Below are 22,139 nucleotides of genomic sequence, written 5' to 3'. Positions count from 1 at the left end.
CCTGAGCCAAGGCGCGCCGATGCAGGCAGTACCCGTAGTACGACAAGGAGGCGCAACGCAGGATCAGGGGTTTTGTTAGCGGGTCTTAGAACGTGTTTACGATCTCGCGAGCTAAGGCGAGACAAGGCGAAAACCGCTGAGAAAGCGGAATGTACAAGTGGTACATGAGCATTTCGAAGCGGGCACTCATCGCACAATGTCTCTACTGACGCGCAGCAGATCGTAAACAGGTTCTTAGTGGGTCTTGGGGTTTTGATAGACCGGTTTGCCGGCCAGCCAGGTTTGATGCACGCGGATGTCGCGCAGCGTGCCCACCGGCACCGCCGGGTCCAGCGGGTCCTGCTCCAGGATGGCCAGGTCCGCCAGCTTGCCCGGCTCCAGCGAGCCGACGATGTGGTCCATATGGCATTGCCAGGCGGCGTCCAGCGTCACCGCGCGCAGCGCGGCGATGCGCTCCAGGCATTCCGCCGGGTTCAGCGGCTGGCGCTCCGGGTCCGCCTCCATCACCCGCGTCACCGCCTGTTCCATCATCCGCAAGGTGCCCAGCGGCGACACGAAGTGGTCCGAATGCAGGCTGATGCGCAGGCCGGCCTTGAGCGCGGACTGACAGCGGTCCAGCATTTGGGCGCGTTCGCGGCCCAGAATGGTGGTCTTGAACACCTGGCCCCAATAGCCGACATGGCCGATCAGGAAGCTGGGCGACAGCTTCAGCCGCGCCATGGCGGCGATGCTGGCGTCGCTCAACAGCGAGCAATGCTCGATGCGCGAGCGCAGCGCCAGTTTGGGGTTGGGCGCGCCGTCCTTGGCGTGTTCGTCGTACAGCGCCAGCTCGAAGCCGGCCAGCACGTAATCCACCGCCTGGTCGCCGTTGGCGTGCACCAGCACCGGCCAGCCGGCGTTCAGCGCGCGTTGCAGCTGGGCGGCGAAGGTGATCGGCGGCTCGAAGTTGAACAGGCCGCGCGGCGAGACGCCGGGCACATGGTGCTCACCCGCGCAGCAATAATCCTGCGACTGGTAGCCGGTCAGGCCCTGATTGGAGCCGTCGGCGATCAGCTTGAGCGCGCGGACGCTGAAGCGGTCGTCGTCGTGCTTGTTGTGGTTGAGCTGATAGGTTTGCAGCCACTGCTCCTGCATCCAGTCCTGGTTGCAGTACAGCGCGGCGCCGATGCGCACCGGCGCCAGCGGGCTTTGCGCGAAGGCGCGCAGCAGGGTGATTTCCAGCGGCCCCAGGCCGGCGCCCAGGCCGGCGTCGAACAGCGTGGTGATGCCGTTGGCGGCGGCGTCGTGCAGGATCTCCTGAATCTTGGCCAGTATGTGCGGCGCGGCCAGGCCGGGGATCACCGTCAGCACCTTGGCGACGTCGGACTCGGTGGTCACGCCCTTGCCCTTGGGGTCCAGCCCGGCCAGTTTCACCGCCGCGGAGTTGGCGTAGCCCAGGTGGCCGGAGGCGTTGATCAGGAAAATCGGCACCTCTGAACTGATGCTGTCGAGGAAGTCCAGGTCCGGTTCCTGCCATTCCGTCATCAGCGACGGGTCCACGCCGAAGCCGGTCAGCCAGCGTTGAGCGCCGTTCAGCGTGTGGCCGCTATGGCTGGGCAGCTGCTCGCGCAACTGTCCGGCAATCCAGCCCAGATTGTAGCCCGGGCGCAGGGTCTGGCCCTCGAACGGGCACAGATTGATCCAGTTGCGGTACAGCGCGCTGGGCAGGATGTGCATGTGCGGATCTATCATGCCCGGCAGCAAGGTCTTGCCGTGCAGGTCGATGCGCTCGGCGCGAGGGTGGGCCTGCATATCGGTCTCCACCTGCCGCAGGCTGCCCACCGACATCACTTTGCCGTGCACGATGCCCAAGGCCTCCACCCGGCCGGGCTGGCCGCCTTGCAGCGTGTAGATCGGCCCGCCGTGGAAGATGGCCGCGTCCTGATGCAGCGCCAGCTTGGCGCGCTCGGCGGCGGTGCGGATCAGGCTGGCCAGGCTTTCGGTCCAGTTATGGTGTTGCAGTTCATTCAGTTGCGAGGACAGGCTGGGCAGCGTGCAGCACGCGCAGCCGGGCTGATGGGGGAGGGACATGGGGCGCTCCTGTGCATGGCGTCGGACGGCGCGGCGACGCCGCGCACAGAGCGAATTATATGCCGTTGGCAATATGGCGGAGCTGACAAAAGCTGAACAAAAGGCCGGCGCGCGCCGGGGTCAACGGCGGCGCAGAGCCTGTTTAAAGTCTCGCGAGCAAGAGCGAGACAAGGCGAAAACTAGCGAAAAAGCGGAATGTACGAGGGGTACATGAGCATTTTGAGCTGGTACTCGCCGTGCAAGGCTTCACGAAGCGCAGCGGACTTTGAACAGGTTCTCAGGCCGGCGGCGCCGACTCCGTCGCGCAACCCAGCTTGGCGTGCAGATACACCGGCGCGCCGGAACGCCAGGTCTGCAGCACCGCGATGTCGCGCAGATTGCTCACCGCCGGGTCCAGCGGGTCCTGCTCCAGCACCACCAGGTCCGCCAGCTTGCCCGGCTCCAGCGAGCCGACGATGTGGTCCATATGGCATTGCCAGGCCGCGTCCAGCGTCACCGCGCGCAAGGCGCTGAGCCGGTCCAGCCGTTCCGCCGGGTTCAGCGCCGGCTTGCCGCCGGCCTGTTCCGGCGCCGCCTCCATCACGCGGAAAATCGCCTGCTCCATCATGCGCAGGCCGCCCAGCGGAGTGACGAAGTGATCGGAATGCAGGCTGATGCGCAGGCCGGCGCGCTTGGCGGACAGGCAGCGGTCCAGCAGCTTGGCGCGCGCCTCGCCCAGAATGGTTTGCTGGAAGGCGCTGCCCCAATAACCGACGTGGCCGATCAGAAAACTGGGCGACAGCTGCAGCTGCGCCATCTGGGAAATGTGTTCGTCGGTCAACAGCGAGGCGTGCTCGATGCGGTGGCGCAACCGCATGCCGGCGCAATCCGGGCGCAGCGGCGCGGCGGGGTGGTTGAGCGCGTGCTCGTAAGCCTGCAGCACCTCGTCGATGGCGCGGTCGCCGTTGGCGTGCACCATGGCTGGCCAGCCGTGCTCCACCGCCTGCCGCAAATGCGGGGTAAAGGCGCTGGGCGGGCGGAAATTGAATAGGCCGGTGGCCGGCACGTTCGGCACCTGGTGCTGCGGATAGCATTTGTAGGCCTCGGTCTGATAGCCGGTCAGCCCCTGGTTGGAGCCGTCCGACACCAGTTTCAGCGCCTTGATGCTGAAGCGCTTGTCCTCCATGCCGTCCAGGTCCGGACGGAACAGCCGCGTCCACTCGTCCATCTGCCGGGTTTCATTGGAGAACAGCGCGGCGGCGATGCGCACCGGGTTCAGCGCGGTCTGGGCCACCAGGTCCAGCAGCAAAACCTCGAACACTCCCTTGCCGGAGCCCAGGCCGGCGTCGAACAAGGTGGTGTTGCCCATCTTGGCTGCGTTGTGCAGCACCTGGCTGATGCTGGCGAGCAGCGCGGCCGGGGACGGGGAGGGCAGCGCCGGCATCATCTGCAGCACCTGCTCCTCCACCAGCACGCCCTTGCACTCCGGGCTGATGCCGGCCTTGGCCAGCGCCGGCGCGTTGGCGTAGCCGATGTGGCCGGAAGCGTTCATCAGGAAAATCGGATGCTTGTCGCCAAACTGGGCGAACCAGTCCAGGTCCGGCTCGGTCCACACCCGCATCAGCGAAGGGTCTAGGCCGAAGCCCAGCACCCAGGCCGTGCCGTCCTTGGCCTTTTGCTGTTTCTTGGGGTCCGTCAGCGCCGCGCGCACCGTGTCCTCCACCCCGGCGATGCCGTAATCCGGCTTCAGCGTCTGGCCGGAGAAGGCGCCCACGTACTGCCAGGACGAGAACAAGGCGCTGGGCAGGATATGCATGTGGGGATCGACGAAGCCGGGCAGCAGCGTGGCGCCCTCCAGCGACATCTCCTCCGGCTTTTTATGACCGGCGGCGGCCATCGCCTGGCGCACCTCCTCGCGGGAGCCGGCGGCCACGATGCGGCCCTTGGCGATGCCGACGGCGTCCACCGTCTGTCGCCCGCTGCTGGCCAGCGTGTGGATGGGGCCGCCGTAAATGATCAGCGTCTGCGGCGGCGAGGGCGGCAGCAGGCGCTTTTCCTGCTGGCGGATCAGCCGTTTGGCCTCGTCCTGCCAGTCCGGGCGCTCAAACAGCTCATCGTGCAACTGAGCCAACAGGGGGAGAGTGCAGCAGGCGCAGCCTGGTCCGTGCGGGTGATGATGGCTCATGGCGGATGTCCGGTTGAAACGCCGGCTCCGAGGGAAGCGCGGGGCCGCGCGCGAGGAACGGAAAAAGCGATGTCATTATAGGCGGCGTCCCGGCGCAAAAAAACGGCGAACTGGCCATTCGGTCGGGGAGCTGCTTCAGAGGCTGTTCAAAGTTCAGCGAGCAAAAGCGAAACCAGGCCTCGCGAAGCGCGGCAGGCCGGGAACGGGGTCTTAAAGCCTGTTCAAAGTCTCGCGAGCAAGGGCGAGACGAGGCGAAAACCAGCGAAAAGCGGAATGTACTCGTGGTACATGAGCATTTCGAAGGCGTACTCATCGTGTAACGCTCCACGCAGCGCAGCAGATCGTAAACAGGTTCTCAGCCGCCGCACACCTGATTGCGGCCATGCTGCTTGGCGTGATACAGCCGCTCGTCCGCCAGCTTCAGCAGCCGGCTGATCTCCGGCATGTCCGACGCCGCCACGCCTATGCTCACCGTGTAGCGCAGCCCGCCCTTGGCGGTGGTCAGGATACAGCCCTCAATCGCCAGACGCAGGCTTTCCAGCCGGCACACCATGTCCAGCTCGATGGGGCTGGGGCTGAGCATCACGAACTCCTCGCCGCCGAAGCGCGCGACGATGCCGTCCGGGAAAAACTGCTCCATCAGCCGCGCGGTGTTGCAGATCACCTGATCGCCCACATCGTGGCCGTATTGGTCGTTCACCCGCTTGAAATGATCGATGTCCAGCACCGCCACCCCGTAGCCGTTCTTCAGCTGCATCACCTTCTCAAAAAAATGCCGGCGGTTGGACAGGCCGGTCAGCGGGTCGCGGTCCGCGGTTTCCTTCAGCGATTCCAGGTTTTCCACAAACTCAACATTGCGGGTGACGCGGCAGAAAAACTCCTCGAAGTTGAACGGCTTTTGCAGGAAATCGTCCGCCCCGGCCTTGATGAAGCGCGTGGTCATGGTGGGGTCCTGGTTGCCGGAAATGCCGATGATGGCCAGGCGGTCGTGATCCAGGAAGCGGCGTATCGTACTGGTCATGCGCACCCCGTCCATGCCCGGCATGTCGTTGTCGCTCAGCACCAGCTTGATGTGCTTGTCGGAGTGCAAAATCTCCAGCGCCTGCTTGGCGTCCTCCGCCTCCAGCACCTGGTAGCGGTGGCGCTCCAGATTTTCGCGCAGAAACTGGCGGTAGGACGCGGAATCGTCCACCACCAGCACCTTGATGCCCGGGTTCTTGCGGATGCGGGTCAACATCCGCATCACGTAATCGAAAGCCGCCGGGCTCTCCTTGCTGACGTAGTCCACCACCGGCAGCTGCAAAATGCGGTCGCGCACCTCGCCGTCCGAGCGAGAGGTCAGCACAATGGTGGGAATCGCCAGCTGAAACAGCAGCGGCAAGTGCTCGCCGTCGGGCGAATCCGGCAGATTGTAATCCGCCACCGCCGCCAAAAAGCGCTGGCCGGTCGCCAGCGCCTCGCGCACCTCGATCAGCGAGCACACCGGCAGCGGCGAAAGACCGATTTCCTCCACCATGCGGCACAAGGGACGGATCAACACCATGCTGTCTTCAATCACCAAAACGCGCGTTTCTTCGCTCATCGTCCGCTTATCCCATGCCTACTGCCTGATCCGCCCGCGCCGGCTCTCGGAGAACGCTCCAAAACCGGGTATAATCGACCCATTTTTTCCATTCTAGAAGAACTACGATTCATCACCATGGAACTTGCCAAAAGCTTTGAACCCGGCGACATCGAACGTCGCTGGTACGATCAGTGGGAACAGGCCGGCTACTTCAAACCCAGCATGGACACCGCCAAACCGTCCTTCGCCATCCAGCTGCCGCCGCCCAACGTCACCGGCACCCTGCACATGGGTCACGCCTTCAATCAGACTATTATGGACGGTCTGACCCGGTATTACCGGATGAAGGGCGACAACACCCTGTGGGTGCCCGGCACCGACCACGCCGGCATCGCCACCCAGATCGTGGTGGAGCGCCAACTGGCCGAGCAGGGCGTCAACCGCCACGACCTGGGCCGCGACGCCTTCACCTCCAAAGTGTGGGAGTGGAAAGAGCAATCCGGCGGCACCATCACCAGCCAGATGCGCCGCGTCGGCTGCTCCGTGGACTGGGACCGCGAATACTTCACCATGGACGACACCCGCGCCGAAGTCGTCACCGAAGTCTTCGTCCGCCTGTTTGAACAAGGTCTGATCTACCGCGGCAAGCGCCTGTCCAACTGGGACTCCAAGCTGGGCACCGCCATCTCCGACCTCGAAGTGGTTTCCGAGGAAGAAGACGGCCACATGTGGCACATCAAATACCCGGTGGTGGGCAGCGACGAATTCGTCACCGTCGCCACCACCCGTCCGGAAACCCTGCTGGGAGACGTGGCCGTGGCCATCGCCCCGGACGACGAGCGCTATCAGCACCTGCTGGGCAAGCAGCTGGAACTGCCGCTCACCGGCCGCCAGATCCCGGTGATCGCCGACGAATACGTGGACAAGGAGTTCGGCACCGGCTTCGTCAAGATCACCCCGGCGCACGACTTCAACGACTACCAGGTGGGCAAGCGCCACAGCACCCAGCTGATCAACGTGATGAGCCTGGAAGCCAAAATCCTGGCCAAAGCCCAGATCTTCGGCTTCGACGGCAGCGCCCAGGGCACGATAGAACTGCCGGCCGCCTACGCCGGCCTCAGCACCCAGGACGCGCGCAAAGCCATGCTGGCGGACCTGCAAGCCCAGGGCTATCTGCTGGAGACCAAGCCGCACAAACTGATGGTGCCGCGCGGCGACCGCACCGGCACCGTGATCGAACCGCTGCTGACCGACCAATGGTTCGTGGCCATGGACAAAGTGGCCGTGGACCAAGACGGCAAGCCCGATCCCACCGGCCAGTCCATCGCCGCCAAAGCCATTGAAGCCGTGGAAAGCGGCGAAGTGCGCTTCATCCCGGAAAACTGGGTCAACACCTACAACCAGTGGATGAACAACATCCAGGACTGGTGCATCAGCCGCCAGCTGTGGTGGGGTCACCAAATCCCGGCCTGGTACGACGAAGACGGCAATATCTACGTGGCCCGCAGCGAGGCCGACGCCCAGGCGCAAGCGCCGGGCAAGACCCTGCGCCGCGAACAAGACGTGCTGGACACCTGGTTTAGCTCCGCCCTGGTGCCGTTCTCCACCCTGGGCTGGCCGCAAGACACCCCCGAACTGCGCGCCTTCCTCACCTCCAACGTGCTGGTGACCGGCTACGAAATCATCTTCTTCTGGGTAGCCCGGATGATCATGATGACCAAGCACTTCACCGGCAAGGTGCCGTTCCGCGACGTGTACATCCACGGCATGGTGCGGGACCACGAAGGCAAGAAGATGTCCAAGTCCGAGGGCAACGTCATCGACCCGGTGGACCTGATCGACGGCATCGCGCTGGAACCGCTGGTGGCCAAGCGCACCACCGGTCTGCGCCGCCCGGAAAAAGCCCCGGCCATCGCCAAGGCCACGGAAAAGCTGTTCCCGGAAGGCATCCCGGCTTACGGCACCGACGCATTGCGCTTCACCATGGCCAGCTACGCCACCCTGGGCCGCAGCGTCAACTTCGACTTCAAGCGCGCCGAAGGCTACCGCAACTTCTGCAACAAGCTGTGGAACGCCACCCGCTTCGTGATGATGAACGTGGAAGGCAAGGACTGCGGCCAGGACGAAAGCCTGCCGCTGGAGTTCTCCTTTGTTGACCAGTGGATCATCGGCCGCCTGCAACAGGCCGAGATCGACGTCACCAACGCGCTGGAAACCTACCGTTTCGACATTGCCGCCCAGACCATCTACGAATTCATCTGGAACGAGTACTGCGACTGGTATGTGGAACTGGCCAAGGTGCAGCTGCAAACCGGCAACGAAGCCCAGCAGCGCGCCACCCGCCGCACCATCGTCCGCGTGCTGGAAGTGGCGCTGCGCCTGACCCACCCGCTGATGCCCTTCATCACCGAAGAGCTGTGGCAGACCGTGGCCCCGCTGGCCAACGCCAAGACCGCCCCGTCCATCATGCTGGCCCCGTGGCCGGTGGCGGACGCCGGCAAGATCAACGCCGCCGCCAACGCCCGCATGGACGCGTTCAAGGACATGGTCAACGCCGTGCGCAATCTGCGCGGCGAAATGGGCATCGGCCCGGCGGTCAAAGCGCCGCTGTTCATCGAAACTGGCGACGCCACGGTGGCGGACTTCGTGCCCTACCTGAAGCTGCTGGCGCGCCTGACCGAAGGCTCCATCGTTGCCGCGCTGCCGGAAGACGACGCCCCGGTGGCCATCTCCGGCGACGCCCGCCTGATGCTGAAGGTGGAAGTGGACAAGGCGGCGGAAACCGCGCGCCTGAGCAAAGAGCAGGGCAAGGCGGAAGCCGAACTGGCCAAGCTCACCGCCAAGCTGGAGAAGCCGGGTTATGTCGATAAAGCCCCGGCCCACCTGGTGGAGCGCGACAAGGCGCAGTTGGCCGAGTTGAACGACAAGCTGGACAAGATCAAGGTGCAGTTGGCTAAGCTGGCTTGAACCTAAGCCTGATCTGGAAGTGAAGAAACCCGCCGCGAGGCGGGTTTTTTTATAGGTAAAGTAATCAGTAAGTCATATTTAGTCGAGTGTGTTCTTCGTGACTTTTTTATAATGGCTACAAATTCGATAATTTACGCATTCAATAAGTTTTTGTTGATATTTCAATGTCATTGTGGTAGAAGTGTGTCTGGGTGGTGTTATTAAAATCATTGTGGAGATAATGGTGGCTAGAAAGAAGATTGCTAACTTCCCAATATCAGATGTTGCGCTTAGTAATTTTAATAGGTTAAAAGATAATGGTCTACAGTCAATATGTTTTTTTAATAATAAGGGAGGTGTTGGTAAAACAACATTAATGGCTAATTTGGCGGCGCAGTTGTCTTTTTCTACCGGGGCGAAAATATTACTTGTTGATGCGGACCCTCAGTGTAATTTAAGTCAGTATCTTTTGAGTGATGATGAATTTTCTGAGATGTATGGGTCTGATGGATTGGTAGACTCCATATACAGTATCATTCACCCTCTTTCCATTGGGAAAGGGTACTCAGATACCTTGCCCGTCAAACGGGTTGAAAGATTTGGTTGTGATATTATTGTTGGTGATCCAAGGTTGGCTCTTAAAGAGGACTTGTTGGCGCAAGATTGGAGGGATGCGAAGTCTGGAGGTACTCGAGGACTTAGAACAACATTTGTTTTTTTGGATTTAATTAAAAAGGCTAAAGATAAATACGATTTTGTTTTTTTTGACATGGGGCCTTCGCTTGGTGCAATAAATAGAGCTATTTTGATGGCGGTTGATAATTTTCTCGTTCCAATGTCTATTGATATTTTTTCTGTTTGGGCCGTGAGGAATATTGGCGAGGCAGTTAGAGTTTGGCATAAAGAGTTGGCTAATGGAATAAAGTTGGCAGAGGATCCGTCGGAATTAGGGTTTTCGGTTGGTAGGAAAGCAATAAAATTTATTGGCTATGTGACGCAGCAGCATAAAGAGAAAAGTGAATCAGGAAGTCGTAGAGTGGTTGAGGCCTATGCCTCTATTAAAAATAGATTGCCTAATGAGGTAAGCAAAAACTTAGGGTGGCTTTACTCTACTACCAAATTAAACCCACATCTGGGAGACGTTAAGCATTTGGCCAGTCTTGCTCCAAAGTCTCAAACGTTACATACTCCAATGATCAATGTTTCTCTTCGTGGTAGTTATACAATTACGAGGAAGCAGGCTAGAGAGATTTATTCAGATATAGCTGAGAGGCTGTTGGAAAATATTGTGGCTATTGCCTAGGGTCATGAAAATGTCTGATATTTTTAATTCAGATTTAGTGGCAGATGTAGCTAATCGTCGAGTTGTTTTGTTCTTGGGTGCGGGTGTTTCTGCTTCGGCTAAGACAGATTCAGGTGATAATTTTAAAGATTGGAAGGGGGTTTTGGAAAAGGCCAGCCAGTCAATAGGGGATGAGGGAAAGAGGGCGCTTGTTCAGTCGTATGTGAAAAAAGGGGATTTCCTGTTGGCAAGTGAGCTTATAAAAAAAGCAAATCCAACCGCTTGGGGTGAGTTGCTTAGAAGGGAGTTCTCTAAAACGGCTCAGCCATCTGATTTGCATCGCGCTATTTTCTCTTTGAAGCAAAGAATTATAATAACAACAAATTTTGATAAGCTGTTGGAGACTTTCTATCAACCTTTGACTGGTGACGCCTATTATCCCAATGTAAAGTGCAAGGTTGATGGCGGCGTATTCTCTATGCTGCGGGACGATGAGAGTTATATTATAAAGCTACATGGAACTGCTGATGATGAAGATTCAATTATTTTTGATAAATCAAGTTATGGGGCTTCTGCTTACGGAAATCCTGCGTATGCGGATTTGTTGAATGTTTTGTTATTGACTCATACCTTTTTGTTTATTGGGTTTTCAATGGAGGATCCCGCAATATCATTTGTTGTTGAGACGTTTGCGAGAAAATATCCAAAAATGAGGCCGCACTATATATTTTTGGGGGAGGAGTTGGATAATGATGTCGCAGATATTTGGAAGAGTCTAAGAAAGTTGTATGTTATGTCCTATGATAGTTCTAATAACCATGGGCAGCTTGTTGATTACATTAGGCAACTGTCTGATTTGGCAGTTCAGAAGCGGAAAGAATTGTTTGTCGAAGTGCCGAAAGGGGTAGAGGTTTTCTCGGAAGGAGATGCGTGATTTTTGAGAGGTTGTTGCTGATTTGAGGTTGTGAGTTATTTATTGAAGTGGTTGTTGATGTATTGCTGTGCTGAGTAAAGTTGTAAGTTTTCTATGAGTATGTGATGGAGTGTGGTTGAGAGTTTTTTGGTGGGAAGTAGCACTTATTACTAAGTGTTTATGGTGTTGTATTCTGCTTTTAGATTCGTGGAGTTGCTTATTTCCCTTCTTGACTCCCCCCGCCATCTAGCCAACAATGGTCCCTGCGCTGCCACACAAACAGCGCCGGGACTGGTCTCCTGAGCTTGTATCTTGGCGGACACGCCGCGAAAGCGGCATTTTCGTGTCCGGTTGCTATTGCTTTGCCTAAATCTGGGCGGGCCGTGGCAAGGGCGCCCCATGGGCGCGCCGGACCAAGATACCGGTGAGACCAGCCTTGTCATGTGCCCGCCTTGCCGCGCTTGTCGGCCAGGCCCTCTCTTTCAAGGAGGTTGCAATGGCGAAGTCAGTCCGTCCGATGCCCAACATCGAATCCACTCCATCCCATTCCAAGGATCCCGCCGTCCAGCAGGACAGCGTTTCTCCGCAACAGCCGGCGCTGCGGCGCTCGCAGTACCGCTGTGCTTCCGTGGAAATCAAGGCAACCCGCCTGCCTTTTGTCCGCTTCATTCCGGGGCGAAATCATCCGCATTACTGGCAGCCGGCCGAACCCGAGGATTACGCCGAGGCCTGCATGCTGGGCCGCCAGTACGCCGCGCACCTGGCGCAGTGGCTGAAAAGCAATGAGCTGGACGCCGGCCGCGGCCTGCTGCTGCGCATTGCCAGAGATATGGACCACAGCGACCGCAGCCACCGCAACGGTTTGCGCCGCGGCTTTTTCAACTACCTGGAGACCTTGCTGTGCGTGGCCGGGCGGCAGTTGAACCTGTATCGCCACGTGGAGGCGATGCACCAATTGCAGCGCAGCCGGGATCTGATGGCGTGGTTGGAGCGCAAGCGTAGGCGTTGAGCGGGTTTAAGCGCGGCTTGGCCTGGGTCAAACCGTGCTTGAGCTGATTGTAAAATGCCCCGCCTGCTGACGCTGGCGGGGCATTTTATTGAAAAAGAACAGGTGTGAGCGGAGCCGCTCATACGGCTTCATGCTCAAGCCTCAGCCAACTGACGGGATGCTTCCCGCCGCGCGAGCGCGAACGCCGGGCCGCCAAACCCCGACGGCGGCGGTGGCCACGATCAGCAGGATGTTGAGCCCGCCGCCTATCGCCTCGCGCAAAGTCGCGGCGTGGAAGTCCGCGCCCACGGCGCTGGCGGGCAGCGCGGCTTGCGCCAGCAGGTAGGCCTGATCCACCGCCGGCGCCACCACGAAGGAGGCGTTGAGCAGAATCACCAGCGTCAGGCCCAGCTTGAGCTGGAAGAAGCGATTGCGCAGGCCGTAACGCCGGTAGCCCAACAGCAGGCCGCTGATCAGCATCAGCCACAGGCCGGGCACGGTCAGCGCCCAGGTGCCGATATGGATGTACCACCGCGTTTGCGCCAGCAGGGCCGGCGGCGCGGCCGGGCCGGTTTCGGACAGTACGATCCAGGCCGGAATGCTGCCCAGGAACAAGGCCAGCGCGATGAAGTGAATCAGTTTGAGCGTGCGGTTCATGGCTCTTCTCCAATGGGGGGGCTGAGCGTGTCCAGCGTGCGCAGCAATTGTTGCAGGGTTTGGCAGGCGGATTCGAAATCCGCGTCCGGCAGTTGTTGCGCCAGTTGCGCCGTCCACAGCGCCTGGCTGCGCTGGGTGCCGGCCACGGTGCGTTCGCCCTTGGCGCTTAGCCGGTACAGCGGGGAGCGGGCGTGCTGGGGATTGGGCAGCACTTCGAAATAGCCTTCCTCCACCAGCTTGTGCAGCTGCTTTTGCGCGCCCTGGCGGCTGATGCCCATGCGGGCGGCGATCTGCGGCGCGGTTTGCGCCTCGCCGGCCAGGCCCGCCGCGCCGAGCACCTGCCAGCGCGCGCTGTTGATGCCCAGGTGGGCCACCAGCTGGTCGCCTCTTTCCAGCAGGGTGCCGTTCAGGCGGAAGATCAGCAGCATCAGGTCGGTAATGCGTTGACGGTGATCGCTTTGGCTTGGGGGCATGGGTTTCTCCTATTTGACAACTGGTTGCCATTATTGACAACTGGTTGTCAAATTGCAAGCCTTTGCGGACTAGCCATGTGTTTTGTTGCAGGGAGAGAACAGGAAGCGGCGGCGGAACGGGGATGAGGTTTGGGGGCTTGATCCGGGTATGGCGCAGCAGCGCATGATACTTGCGTATGTACTTGTAAATACAGTCAAAAATGAAAATGTAATTTCTATGTTAGCATCGTCAGCTTCCTAAAAAGCGCAGTTCAAATCCAATGAAAAAACTTTTGCCCTTCTTGATGTTGCTCAGCCTGCACGCCCATGCCGACGATGAGGCGCTGCGCCAGATGTTCAATTGCGACGGCAGTTTCTTTCGATACATCGCCCAGCCCGGCAAGGCCGTTCCCGGCCTGCCGGTAACGGTGGAGAACGGCCGCGCCGCGCTGCGGATGCAGCCTATCCGGGATCAGGCGCGCGAGATGGAGGAGGACGTCAGCGGCGCGTCCGAAGGCTTGACTTCGCTGCTGCGTCACTCCGCCATCGAGCAGCCGGTGGCGCTGACGCCGCAATGGGCCTTGCGCAATTACGTGGAGGAGCACTTCCACCTCACCAATAGCCCGACGGACGTCAACGGCGTGTCGGAAACCTATAGCTGGGGCTTCCGGCTGCTGGGGCAGAAGGATATGACGCTTAAGCAGTTCGTGGCCCAGCGGCCGGATCTGAAATTCACCTGTTCCAAGGAAAAGGGCGGCGTTTGCGCGCTGTACCGGCAATGGGACAAGGGCGCGTGGAAAACCATCAAGCCTTCGCAGCAGTACGCGGATCTGCCGCGCTTGCTGCTGATCGCCTCCAAGTCCGATCCCAAGCATTTTTCCCTGGACTGTTCCTTGCTGGTGGAGGGCGAACGCCTGCCGCCGGGCCTGATCAAGGCCTTGCAACCGGATTGGGCGTTGAATTTCTAAGAACCGCCTTACAGCCTGCCGCGCGTTGATGATGCGGCCTTGGGTGTCAAGACCTGTCGCCGAGGAAAACCAGCCGTGCTGGTGGGTATCGCCTACGGCTCCTCCCACCCTACGCGCGGCCGTTGAGCAGGGGTAGGGTGGGTGGAACGCAGCGACACCCACGCGGAGCTCTGTTGCAGAGGCGTGGGGCGGTTGGGTAGCGGGTGCCGGTGGGTATCGCCTACGGCTCCTCCCACCCTACGCGCGGCTGTTGAGCAGGGGTAGGGTGGGTGGAGCGCAGCGATACCCACGCGGAGGTCTGTTGCAGGGGCTTGGGGCGGTTGGATCGCGGGCGCCGGTGGGTACGCCTACGGCTCCTCCCACCCTACGCGCGGCCGTTGAGCAGGGGTAGGGTGGGTGGAACGCAGCGATACCCACGCGGAGCTCTGTTGCAGAGGCGTGGGGCGGTTGGGTAGCGGGCGCCGGTGGGTATCGCCTACGGCTCCTCCCACCCTACGAGCGGCCGTTGAACAGAGGCTCTAAGGCCGTTTGGCGATATGAAAATGACAAATGGCAATTATGTTTGAAATGTCAAGTACTTAGTAATAACTAGCGCCTTGCCTCGGTGCGAAAGCCCTTGCTATACCGGCATTGGGCGGGGCGGGCGAAGCCGGCTCCGTGTTGTTTCCAGTGTTGGATAACCGTTATAGGAGCATGAGCCATGTCTGAACAATTGCTGGGTGGTTGGTCCGGATTCCGGCCGCTGAACGAGCAGGACCGCAAGGTGTTTCATCAGGCCACGGAAGGTTTGCTGGGCGTGAAATACGTGCCGCTGGCGGTGTCCACGCAGGTGGTGGCCGGCGAGAACTTCATCTTCCTGGCCAGCGCGGAAGTGGTCTATCCCGGCGCGCAGCCGCACTTGGTGGCGGTGTACATCTTCCAGCCGCTGGGAGGCAAGCCGCCGCATGTGACCCGCATCGAGAACCTGCGTCTGTAAGCCCTTAGCAAGACGCTGTTACGCATCTAGCCCGCCGCCCGGCGGGCTTTTGTTTTGGGCCGCCGCGGCTTGTTCCAGCAGCCATTGTTTGAAGACGCCCATTTCCGGGTCGCGCAGGAGGTCCGGACGGTGTATCAGGTAATAAGCGAGGGCGCTGCGCAGCCGTGGCGCCGGCAGTTCGCGCAGCCGGCCGGCGGCCAGCTCCGCCTGCAGCAGCGAGCGCCGCGCCAGCGCGTAGCCGCGGCCGGCCAGCGCGGCTTCGATGGCGGCGTTGGAGTCCACGCAGACCACGCCTTGTTCGCAGTCCAGCCGGTCCAGGCCGGCGGCTCGGCTCCACAGCCGCCAGTCCTCGCGGTGTTCGTCGTGCAGCAGTTGTTCGCCGCTGAGCGCGTCCAGCCGCGCCGGCAGCGCGGGCGCGCACACCGGCGTCAGTTCGTCGTCCAGCAGCTTGCAGGCGCTGAGGCCGGGGTAGTCGCCCAGGCCGTGGCGCACGGCGAAGTGGATGTTCTCGGCGGCGAGGTCGACCACGCGGTTGCCGGTGCTGACGTGGACGTCGATGCGCGGATGCTCGCGCATGAAGCCCTGCAGCCGCGGCAGCAGCCATTGCGCCCCAAACGACGGGGTGCAGCTGAGCAGGATCACGCGGCGGGCGTTGGTCAGCCGCGCGGTGGCGTGGTCTATCAGCTCCAGCGCTTGCCGGCAGGCGTCCAGATAGTCGCGGCCGGCGGCGTTGAGTTCCAGGCCGCGCGCGCGGCGCTCGAACAGGGGCTGGCCGAGGAAGCTTTCGAGCTTGCGCAGTTGCTGGGAGACGGCGCCGGGGGTGACGTGCAGTTCTTCGGCGGCGAGCTTGACGCTGAGCCGTCGCGCGACGGCTTCGAAGAAGCGGAGGGTGTCCAACGGCGGTTTGGGCATATCGATTTAGTTTTTCTAAAGCATTGGGCAGGAAAAATCGTTTGTTTGTACTGCATTGGCGGCTGATGATTTCAGTATCTGGTTTAGCAAAGTTAAATTCAAGGCGAAGGGAGAGACATCATGGGGATGGCGAGCTTGGGTCGCTTACTGTTGCTGGCGGCCTTGTGGGGCGGCAGCTTTTTGTTCATGCGCATCGCCGCGCCGGCGTTGGGCGCGCTGCCGACGGCGTTTGGCCGGGTGGCGCTGGGAGCGGCGGGTCTGCTGGGGCTGATCGCCTTGTTGCGGGTGGGGCTGTCCTTCAAGGGAAAGTTGGCCGCCACCTTGTTGCTGGGGGTGGTCAATTCCGGCTTGCCCTTTCTGCTGTTCGCACTGGCGGCCCGGGTGTTGCCGGCCGGCTATAGCGCGATTCTGAACGCCAGCACGCCCTTGATGGGGGTGTTGATCGGGGCGGCGGCGTTTGGCGAGCGCGTCACCGCCAACAAGCTGGCCGGGGTGTTGATCGGCCTGGCCGGCGTGGCGGTGCTGACGCGGACGGGGCCGGCGGCGGGGCCGGAGGCCTTGTGGGGTGTGGCGGCCTGCCTGGCGGCCACCGCCTGTTACGGTCTGGCCGGTTTTCTGACCAAGCGCTGGATCGCGGACCGCGGCGGCCTGGACAGCCGCGTGGTGGCCTTGGGCAGCCAGCTGGGCGCGGTGTTGCTGTTGTTGCCGTTCATGGCGTGGCAGGCGAGCGCGCAGCCGCTGAGTTGGCCGGCGGTGGGAGCGGAGGTGTGGCTGGCGATGCTGGCGCTGGGCCTGTTGTGCACGTCGCTGGCCTATGTGCTGTACTTCCGCTTGATCGCGGACGTCGGCCCGCTGAAGGCGCTGACGGTGACCTTTCTGATCCCGCCCTTCGGCATTTTCTGGAGCTGGCTGGCGCTGGGCGAGACGGCGACCTTGTCCCAGGCGCTGGGCGGCGCCTTGATCGCGCTGGCGCTGTGGCTGGTGCTGCGGCCGGAAGCGCCGGCGGCGCGCGCCGCCGCGCCGGACGAGGATTGGTCGATCTAGCGGCGGCGCGGCGCGGGCTTAATTGAGCAGCAGATAGCTGATCGGGCTTTCTCCGCAGGCCGCCAGCCCGCATTCCAGGAACACGGACAGGGCGTTGCCCAGCAGCAGCAACATGGTCAGGGCAACGCCGGCCTTGGCCAGCCGGCCCAGCTGCGCCGGGGGTTGACGATCGAAGCTGTGTTCGCGTTGGCACAGCATCAGCAGCAGTCCGCAGCCGATGAAGACGGCGAAGAAGGCGATCGCGGCCCAGGTGTAGAAGTGCAGGCCCAGGATGGGCGGGCCGAAGCCGGCGTCGCCGGGGGCGATGTGCAGCAGCACTTGGCGGCCGGCCACGGCGAAACCGGCGCCGGCGGCCAGCAGCATCATGCCGTAATGGCCGGGCTTGTCGCCCAGCAGCACGTTGGCGGCCAGCGCCACGGCGATGGCGCACAAGGCCACGCGTTGCAGCAGGCAGAGCGGGCAGGGCAGTTCATGCTGGGCGAACTGGAAGTAGAAGGCGACCAGCAACATCAGGTTGATCAGCAGCAGGCCTAGCAGGTTCAGCTTGTCGGTGAGGTTTTGCGTCATGTCTGGCTCCTCACAGGGAAATGGGCAGGCTGCTGGTGGCGTGGAATTTGAACCAGTACAGCGTGAGCACGAAGGCCAGGCCCCAGCAGGCGTAGGCCCATTGGCGCTTGCGCAGGATCAGGGCCAGCAGGGAAGCGGCTAGCAGCAGAAACAACAGGGTATCCATCGGTGGTGTCCTTCTTGGTGGTGGCGATGGGCCGGCGGCGGATGCCGACGGCTTGTGGTGATTGAATATTAGCATTCGCTTAATGCCGGCGAAACAGGGCAAGGAGCAGCAAAGCGGCGGCCAGGCGCCTCGGCGCATTGTGCGGCTATTCAAACTGACTAAGCATACGCTCCCCGGAGCGGGGCGGAGGGACGGACGAAGGGGCCAGCCGGCGCGAGGCGTCGGCGCCTAGCCCGGCGTTTTCTGACGGGGGCGGCGGGTGCGCGTTTCGGCTTGTTCGCGGATCAGGTCCAGCTCATTGTGAGCGTCTTGCGCCATTTCCACCGCCAGCCGGCAGAGTTCGGCGATATGGCTGCGCGCCTGCGGGTCCGGCGTTTCGTTGAGGCGTTCGATCGCGTGCATCAGCGAGCTCAGCGATTGCAGCGCGTCCATGGCGATGGCGCAGGCCGCGACGGTGTCGTCCGGCTTGACGTTGAGCGGCATGCGGGCTCCGGTGAGGTTCAATCGTTGGGACACAGGGCGGGGATGCGTGGGCGTGGGTTTTTCGCGGCGGCGTGGCCGCCGTGCTGGGTAAGTCGGGGGCAAGGCGGCGCTAAGGTCATGCCAGTCTCCATGCGTCAAAAAGCGACTGGCATAGCCTATCAATAAAGATATTAAGCAACAATAACCATAAGGTTATTGGAGGCGGGGTGTTGCGTATCGGCCAACGCCGCTTGGCGGCTCACTCCGCGGCGTCGTCCGCCCAGAGGTCCGGCGGCGGGGCGTCCAGGACGGGCCGCCGCTCCTGGGCCAGCGCTTCCACCATGCCGCGCAGGCTGATCAGCGCTTTGCGGCTCAGCGTCTGTCCGCGCACGCCGCGGTGCAGATCGTCTATCAGCAACTGCAGCAAGGCGCGTTCCGACAGCGAGGCTTCAAACTCCGCCACCCGGTCGCGCAGCGGCGGCAGGGCGTCGATGTCGCCCTCCTGATCCAGCCAGTAACGGGGCAGATTCAGGCGGGTTTCGATGTGGCGGGCCAGGTTTTCTCCCATGCCGCGGCCGCTGGGGGCGTCGGAGAACAGGCGGTAGATTTGCGGAGGGCGACGATCGATCAGCTCCGCGAGTCGGGAAACGGTTCCGTCAAAATCGCGTTCGATCAACAAGCCCAGTTTATGGCGGCGGATTTCGGTGGTGTTCATGCCCGCTATTCAAGCCTAAATATATCCGGCTGGTAAGCTGTCACATGGTTATCGATTTTTATATCCAATAGGCCATGACAGGGAGGGAAGGGCCGCGCCGGAAGCCGGCGCTTTCATGCGAGGGCAAGAAAAAACGCCGGCGGGCCGGCGTTTTTCGCTGAGGCGGGGCGGCTCAGTCTTCCGCGCTGCGATGGGCGACGACGTTGAAGCCTTCCTGCGGGCTGGGCGGCACGAAGTAGCGGGTGATGTGGTCGAACTCCGCTTCGCTGACGCTGAACGGGTGGGAGCCCTTGGCGTTGCGCTGACGCAGCCGCGCTTTGCAGGCCTCGTCGCTGACCTCCAGGTGGTGCAGCTGATGGGCGGCGCCGCTGGCGTTGATCACCTCGCGCATCCAGCGGCGGCTGTCCAGGGTGTTGGCCGGCATGTCCAGCACCACGGACAGGCCCTGGCGCAACAGGGCGGCGACGTGCGGCGCCAGCGCGTCCTTCAGCGACTGCGAGCAGCGCACGTAGTCGGTCATGGTGCGGATTTCGCCGGGATAGAGCTTGGCCAGCCATTCGTCCTCGCTGATCAGCATGGTGCGAGGCTGGTCGGCCAGGCGGCGGGTCAAGGTGGACTTGCCCGCTGCGATCTTGCCGCAAACCAAGTGCAGTGTCGCCTCATTGGCCGCATCTTTGAATTGTTCATTGCTTGGCATGACAGTCTCCTTGGGATAGGGGCACATATGAAAAAACCCGCCTGCTGGGGCGGGTTGTCGAGCTTCGTCCGGTCGCGCGCCAACCCGCCTCAGAAAAAGGCGTCAATCCAATCTTGGCTGGAGAACGGGACAAAGCGGCGCATAGTGAGCTTATGGTCGCCGCTTGGGGCGAGCTTGTCAAACCGCGGCGGCGGGCCGGCCGGCGCAATATCCGGTAGACTGCGCCGATGTGCGTCAATTATCTATGTCCCCACCCGGATCAACTGCCGCTGTTCGGCGTGGAGCCCGGCGAGTTGGTTTGGCCGGAGGAGGCTTGGCAGGACTACGCCGCTCCCTTCATCGCGGCCGGCCGCCAGGGCCTGGAGCTGCGGCTGGGCAATTACGGCCTGGTGCCCAAGCGCCATCAGCCGGAAGGCATGCGGCTGTCCACCACCAACGCGCGCTCGGAAACCGTGGCCGAGCTGAAAAACTTCCGTTACCCGTGGCGGGCCGGCCAGCGTTGCCTGGTGCCGATGCGCGCCTTTTTCGAGCCTTCGTACGAAACCGGCCGCGCGGTGCGCTGGCGCATCGGCCTGGCCGACGACGCGCCGTTCGCGGTGGCAGGGCTGTGGCGGGCCTGGTCGGAGCCGGACGGCTCGATCAGCCACGCCTTCACCCAGCTGACGGTGAACGCCGAGGCGCACGCGCTGATGCGGCGCACCCACAAGCCGGAGGACGAGAAGCGTTCGCTGGTGATCGTGCGGCCGGAGGATTACCTGGCCTGGCTGACGGCGCGCCGCCCGGAGGATGCGTATCGCTTGCTGCGGCTGTATCCGGCGGAGGAGATGCGGGCAGAGGACGCGCCGCTGGCGCCGCGCCAGGGCGCGGCCAAGCCGGCGCCGCAGCCGCGCACCTTGGGTTTGTTTGACTGAACGCCGTATGAGCAAAGCCGTTTTCTCCGCCGCAAGGCCTTGTTTCGCCTGGGTTGGCGAGACCCTCAACGGGAGTTAAGAGCGGTCGCCGAGGAAGACGGCGAATGCTGGCGGGTATCGCCTGCGGCTCCACCCACCCTACGCGAGGCGGTTGGCCAGGGGTAGGGCGGGTGGAGCGTAGCGATACCCGCGCGGAGGTCGGCCGCAGAGGCTTGGGGCGCCTTGGACGCGCGGCTCTCTGCGCGCCAAGCCTGGTTCAGAGCACTGAAAAAGATGGCGAACAGGCTGTTAGATCATCGCCTTCGGATCCACCCACTGATCAAACTGCTCCGCCGTCACATAACCCAGCTCCAGCGCCGCCTGTTTGAGGGTGCCGCCGTTGGCGTGGGCCAGCTTGGCGATGGCGGCGGCCTTGTCGTAGCCGATGTGCGGGTTGAGCGCGGTGACCAGCATCAGCGATTGCTCCAGCAATTGCTCGATGCGCGGGCGGTTGGCCTGCATGCCGCGCACGCAATGATGGTTGAGGCTGTCCATGCCGTCTGACAGCAGGCGCGCGCTTTGCAGGAAGTTGTGGACGATCAGCGGCTTGAACACGTTCAGTTCGAAATTGCCGGAGGCGGCGCCGATGGACAGCGCCACGTCGTTGCCCAGCACCTGGCAGCAGAGCATGGTCATCGCCTCGCACTGGGTGGGGTTGACCTTGCCCGGCATGATGGAGCTGCCCGGCTCGTTCTCCGGGATCAGCAGTTCGCCCAGGCCGCTGCGCGGGCCGGACGCCAGCCAGCGGATGTCGTTGGCGATCTTGATCAAGGCGGTGGCCAGTTGCTTGAGCGCGCCGTGGGAGTGCACCAGTGCGTCGTGGCCGGCCAGCGCGGCGAACTTGTTGTCGGCGCTGAAGAAGGGCAGGCCGCAGGCGCGACCCAGCTCGGCGGCCACGCGCGGGCCGAATTCCGGGTGGGTGTTGAGGCCGGTGCCCACGGCGGTGCCGCCCACGGCCAGCTGGTAGAGGCCGGGCAGCGCCGCGCGGACGGCGTGTTCGGCTTGCTCCAGCTGGTCCACCCAGCCGGACAGTTCCTGACCCAGGGTCAGCGGGGTGGCGTCCTGCAAATGGGTGCGGCCTATCTTGACGATGTCGGCGAAGGCGGCCACTTTGTCCACCAGCGCGGCGCGCAGCCGGCCCAGCGCCGGCAGCAGCCGGTCGTGCACCGCGCGCGCGGCGGCCACGTGCATGGCGGTGGGGTAGATGTCGTTGGACGATTGGCCGCGGTTGACGTCGTCGTTGGGGTGGACGAGCCGGCCGGGGCCGCGTTCGCCGCCCAGGAGTTCCGAGGCGCGGTTGGCCAGCACCTCGTTCATATTCATATTGCTCTGGGTGCCGGAGCCGGTCTGCCACACCGACAGCGGGAAGGCGTCCGGGTGTTTGCCGGCCAGCACTTCGTCGGCGGCGGCGACGACGGCGTCGGCCTTGTCCGCCGGCAGCTTGCCCAGCTCGCGGTTGGTCAGCGCGGCGGCGCGCTTGACCTGGGCCAGCGCCAGGATCAGTTCCGGCGGCATGGTTTCGCTGGAAATGGCGAAGTGGCCGAGCGAGCGTTGGGTCTGCGCGCCCCACAGCGCGTGGGCGGGGACTTCGATGTCGCCGAAGGAATCGTGTTCTATTCTGTGTGTCATGGCATGCCTTTCGCACG

General features: G+C 62.2%; 20 protein-coding genes. 8 read left to right on the top strand and 12 right to left on the bottom strand.

The features are described from left to right. Positions 1-234: 234 nt before the first annotated feature. The 3 genes from VK98_RS15110 to VK98_RS15100 form a co-directional block, all read right to left on the bottom strand. Entirely contained in the window at positions 235-2,070 is a 1,836-nt protein-coding gene (locus tag VK98_RS15110) for an amidohydrolase (RefSeq protein WP_048414825.1), read from the bottom strand. A 277-nt stretch (positions 2,071-2,347) separates the two neighbouring features. Beyond that, positions 2,348-4,234 carry an amidohydrolase gene (locus VK98_RS15105; RefSeq protein WP_082159050.1) on the bottom strand — a complete coding sequence of 629 codons (1,887 nt, stop codon included), beginning with the start codon at positions 4,232-4,234 and terminating at the stop codon, positions 2,348-2,350. Positions 4,235-4,589: 355 nt separating this feature from the next. Then, complete coding sequence (locus VK98_RS15100; protein WP_048414824.1) at positions 4,590-5,816, bottom strand: diguanylate cyclase; 1,227 nt, start codon at positions 5,814-5,816, stop codon at positions 4,590-4,592. A 117-nt stretch (positions 5,817-5,933) separates the two neighbouring features. Here VK98_RS15100 and VK98_RS15095 point away from each other — a divergent pair, with 117 nt between their 5' ends. The 4 genes from VK98_RS15095 to VK98_RS15085 all read left to right on the top strand — a co-directional run bounded on the left by VK98_RS15095 (position 5,934) and on the right by VK98_RS15085 (position 11,948). Beyond that, positions 5,934-8,765: a valine--tRNA ligase gene (locus tag VK98_RS15095; RefSeq protein ID WP_048414823.1), complete on the top strand. Its 2,832-nt coding sequence runs from the start codon at positions 5,934-5,936 to the stop codon at positions 8,763-8,765. Positions 8,766-8,937: 172 nt separating this feature from the next. Then, entirely contained in the window at positions 8,938-10,047 is a 1,110-nt protein-coding gene (locus tag VK98_RS23415; RefSeq protein WP_231589292.1) for a ParA family protein, read from the top strand. A 4-nt stretch (positions 10,048-10,051) separates the two neighbouring features. Beyond that, positions 10,052-10,960 carry an SIR2 family protein gene (locus VK98_RS23410; RefSeq protein ID WP_082159048.1) on the top strand — a complete coding sequence of 303 codons (909 nt, stop codon included), beginning with the start codon at positions 10,052-10,054 and terminating at the stop codon, positions 10,958-10,960. A 475-nt stretch (positions 10,961-11,435) separates the two neighbouring features. Beyond that, positions 11,436-11,948, top strand: a complete 513-nt coding sequence (locus VK98_RS15085) for a hypothetical protein (RefSeq protein WP_156187890.1) — start codon at positions 11,436-11,438, stop codon at positions 11,946-11,948. 141 nt (positions 11,949-12,089) lie between these two features. Here VK98_RS15085 and VK98_RS15080 read toward each other — a convergent pair whose 3' ends face one another. Next, positions 12,090-12,584, bottom strand: coding sequence for a hypothetical protein (locus tag VK98_RS15080; RefSeq protein ID WP_048414821.1), 495 nt, complete (start codon positions 12,582-12,584; stop codon positions 12,090-12,092). Then, positions 12,581-13,057 (bottom strand): MarR family winged helix-turn-helix transcriptional regulator, encoded by a 477-nt coding sequence (locus VK98_RS15075; RefSeq protein WP_048414820.1) that lies wholly within the window; start codon positions 13,055-13,057, stop codon positions 12,581-12,583. Before VK98_RS15075 ends, VK98_RS15080 begins: the two co-directional genes overlap by 4 nt. A 260-nt stretch (positions 13,058-13,317) precedes the next feature. Here VK98_RS15075 and VK98_RS15070 point away from each other — a divergent pair, with 260 nt between their 5' ends. Together VK98_RS15070 and VK98_RS15065 are read left to right on the top strand one after the other, a co-directional pair. Continuing rightward, positions 13,318-14,004 (top strand): hypothetical protein, encoded by a 687-nt coding sequence (locus tag VK98_RS15070; protein WP_048414819.1) that lies wholly within the window; start codon positions 13,318-13,320, stop codon positions 14,002-14,004. Between the two features lie 700 nt (positions 14,005-14,704). Beyond that, positions 14,705-14,980, top strand: a complete 276-nt coding sequence (locus VK98_RS15065; protein ID WP_048414818.1) for a hypothetical protein — start codon at positions 14,705-14,707, stop codon at positions 14,978-14,980. Between the two features lie 18 nt (positions 14,981-14,998). Here VK98_RS15065 and VK98_RS15060 read toward each other — a convergent pair whose 3' ends face one another. Next, positions 14,999-15,892: a LysR substrate-binding domain-containing protein gene (locus VK98_RS15060; RefSeq protein WP_048414817.1), complete on the bottom strand. Its 894-nt coding sequence runs from the start codon at positions 15,890-15,892 to the stop codon at positions 14,999-15,001. Between the two features lie 135 nt (positions 15,893-16,027). Here VK98_RS15060 and VK98_RS15055 point away from each other — a divergent pair, with 135 nt between their 5' ends. After that, a complete protein-coding gene (locus tag VK98_RS15055; RefSeq protein ID WP_197083058.1) occupies positions 16,028-16,936 on the top strand; it encodes a DMT family transporter in 909 nt (302 codons plus the stop codon). 18 nt (positions 16,937-16,954) lie between these two features. Here the strand turns inward: VK98_RS15055 and VK98_RS15050 are convergent, their stop codons facing one another. The 5 genes from VK98_RS15050 to VK98_RS15035 all read right to left on the bottom strand — a co-directional run bounded on the left by VK98_RS15050 (position 16,955) and on the right by VK98_RS15035 (position 19,543). After that, on the bottom strand, positions 16,955-17,503 hold the full coding sequence (locus VK98_RS15050) for a disulfide bond formation protein B (RefSeq protein WP_048414815.1): 549 nt from the start codon (positions 17,501-17,503) through the stop codon (positions 16,955-16,957). 10 nt (positions 17,504-17,513) lie between these two features. Beyond that, a complete protein-coding gene (locus tag VK98_RS23780; RefSeq protein WP_156187889.1) occupies positions 17,514-17,669 on the bottom strand; it encodes a DUF5993 family protein in 156 nt (51 codons plus the stop codon). Positions 17,670-17,897: 228 nt separating this feature from the next. Continuing rightward, on the bottom strand, positions 17,898-18,152 hold the full coding sequence (locus tag VK98_RS15045; RefSeq protein WP_048414814.1) for a hypothetical protein: 255 nt from the start codon (positions 18,150-18,152) through the stop codon (positions 17,898-17,900). Positions 18,153-18,390: 238 nt separating this feature from the next. After that, positions 18,391-18,846: a hypothetical protein gene (locus VK98_RS15040; RefSeq protein ID WP_048414813.1), complete on the bottom strand. Its 456-nt coding sequence runs from the start codon at positions 18,844-18,846 to the stop codon at positions 18,391-18,393. A 172-nt stretch (positions 18,847-19,018) separates the two neighbouring features. Beyond that, entirely contained in the window at positions 19,019-19,543 is a 525-nt protein-coding gene (locus VK98_RS15035; protein WP_048414812.1) for an ATP-binding protein, read from the bottom strand. Positions 19,544-19,770: 227 nt separating this feature from the next. Here VK98_RS15035 and VK98_RS15030 point away from each other — a divergent pair, with 227 nt between their 5' ends. Beyond that, a complete protein-coding gene (locus tag VK98_RS15030; RefSeq protein ID WP_048414811.1) occupies positions 19,771-20,454 on the top strand; it encodes an SOS response-associated peptidase in 684 nt (227 codons plus the stop codon). 288 nt (positions 20,455-20,742) lie between these two features. On the opposite strand, the gene fumC is transcribed toward VK98_RS15030, so the two are convergent. Beyond that, the gene (gene fumC / locus VK98_RS15025; protein ID WP_048414810.1) at positions 20,743-22,122 is read right to left on the bottom strand and encodes a class II fumarate hydratase; all 1,380 of its coding nucleotides are present in this window, start codon (positions 22,120-22,122) and stop codon (positions 20,743-20,745) included. Positions 22,123-22,139 lie beyond the last annotated feature (17 nt).

The organism is Chromobacterium sp. LK11 (genome assembly GCF_001043705.1).
In the GTDB taxonomy this organism is placed as follows: domain Bacteria; phylum Pseudomonadota; class Gammaproteobacteria; order Burkholderiales; family Chromobacteriaceae; genus Chromobacterium; species Chromobacterium alkanivorans.
Note: the sequence above shows the minus strand (reverse complement) of the source record. Positions and strands in the feature narration are given on the sequence as shown.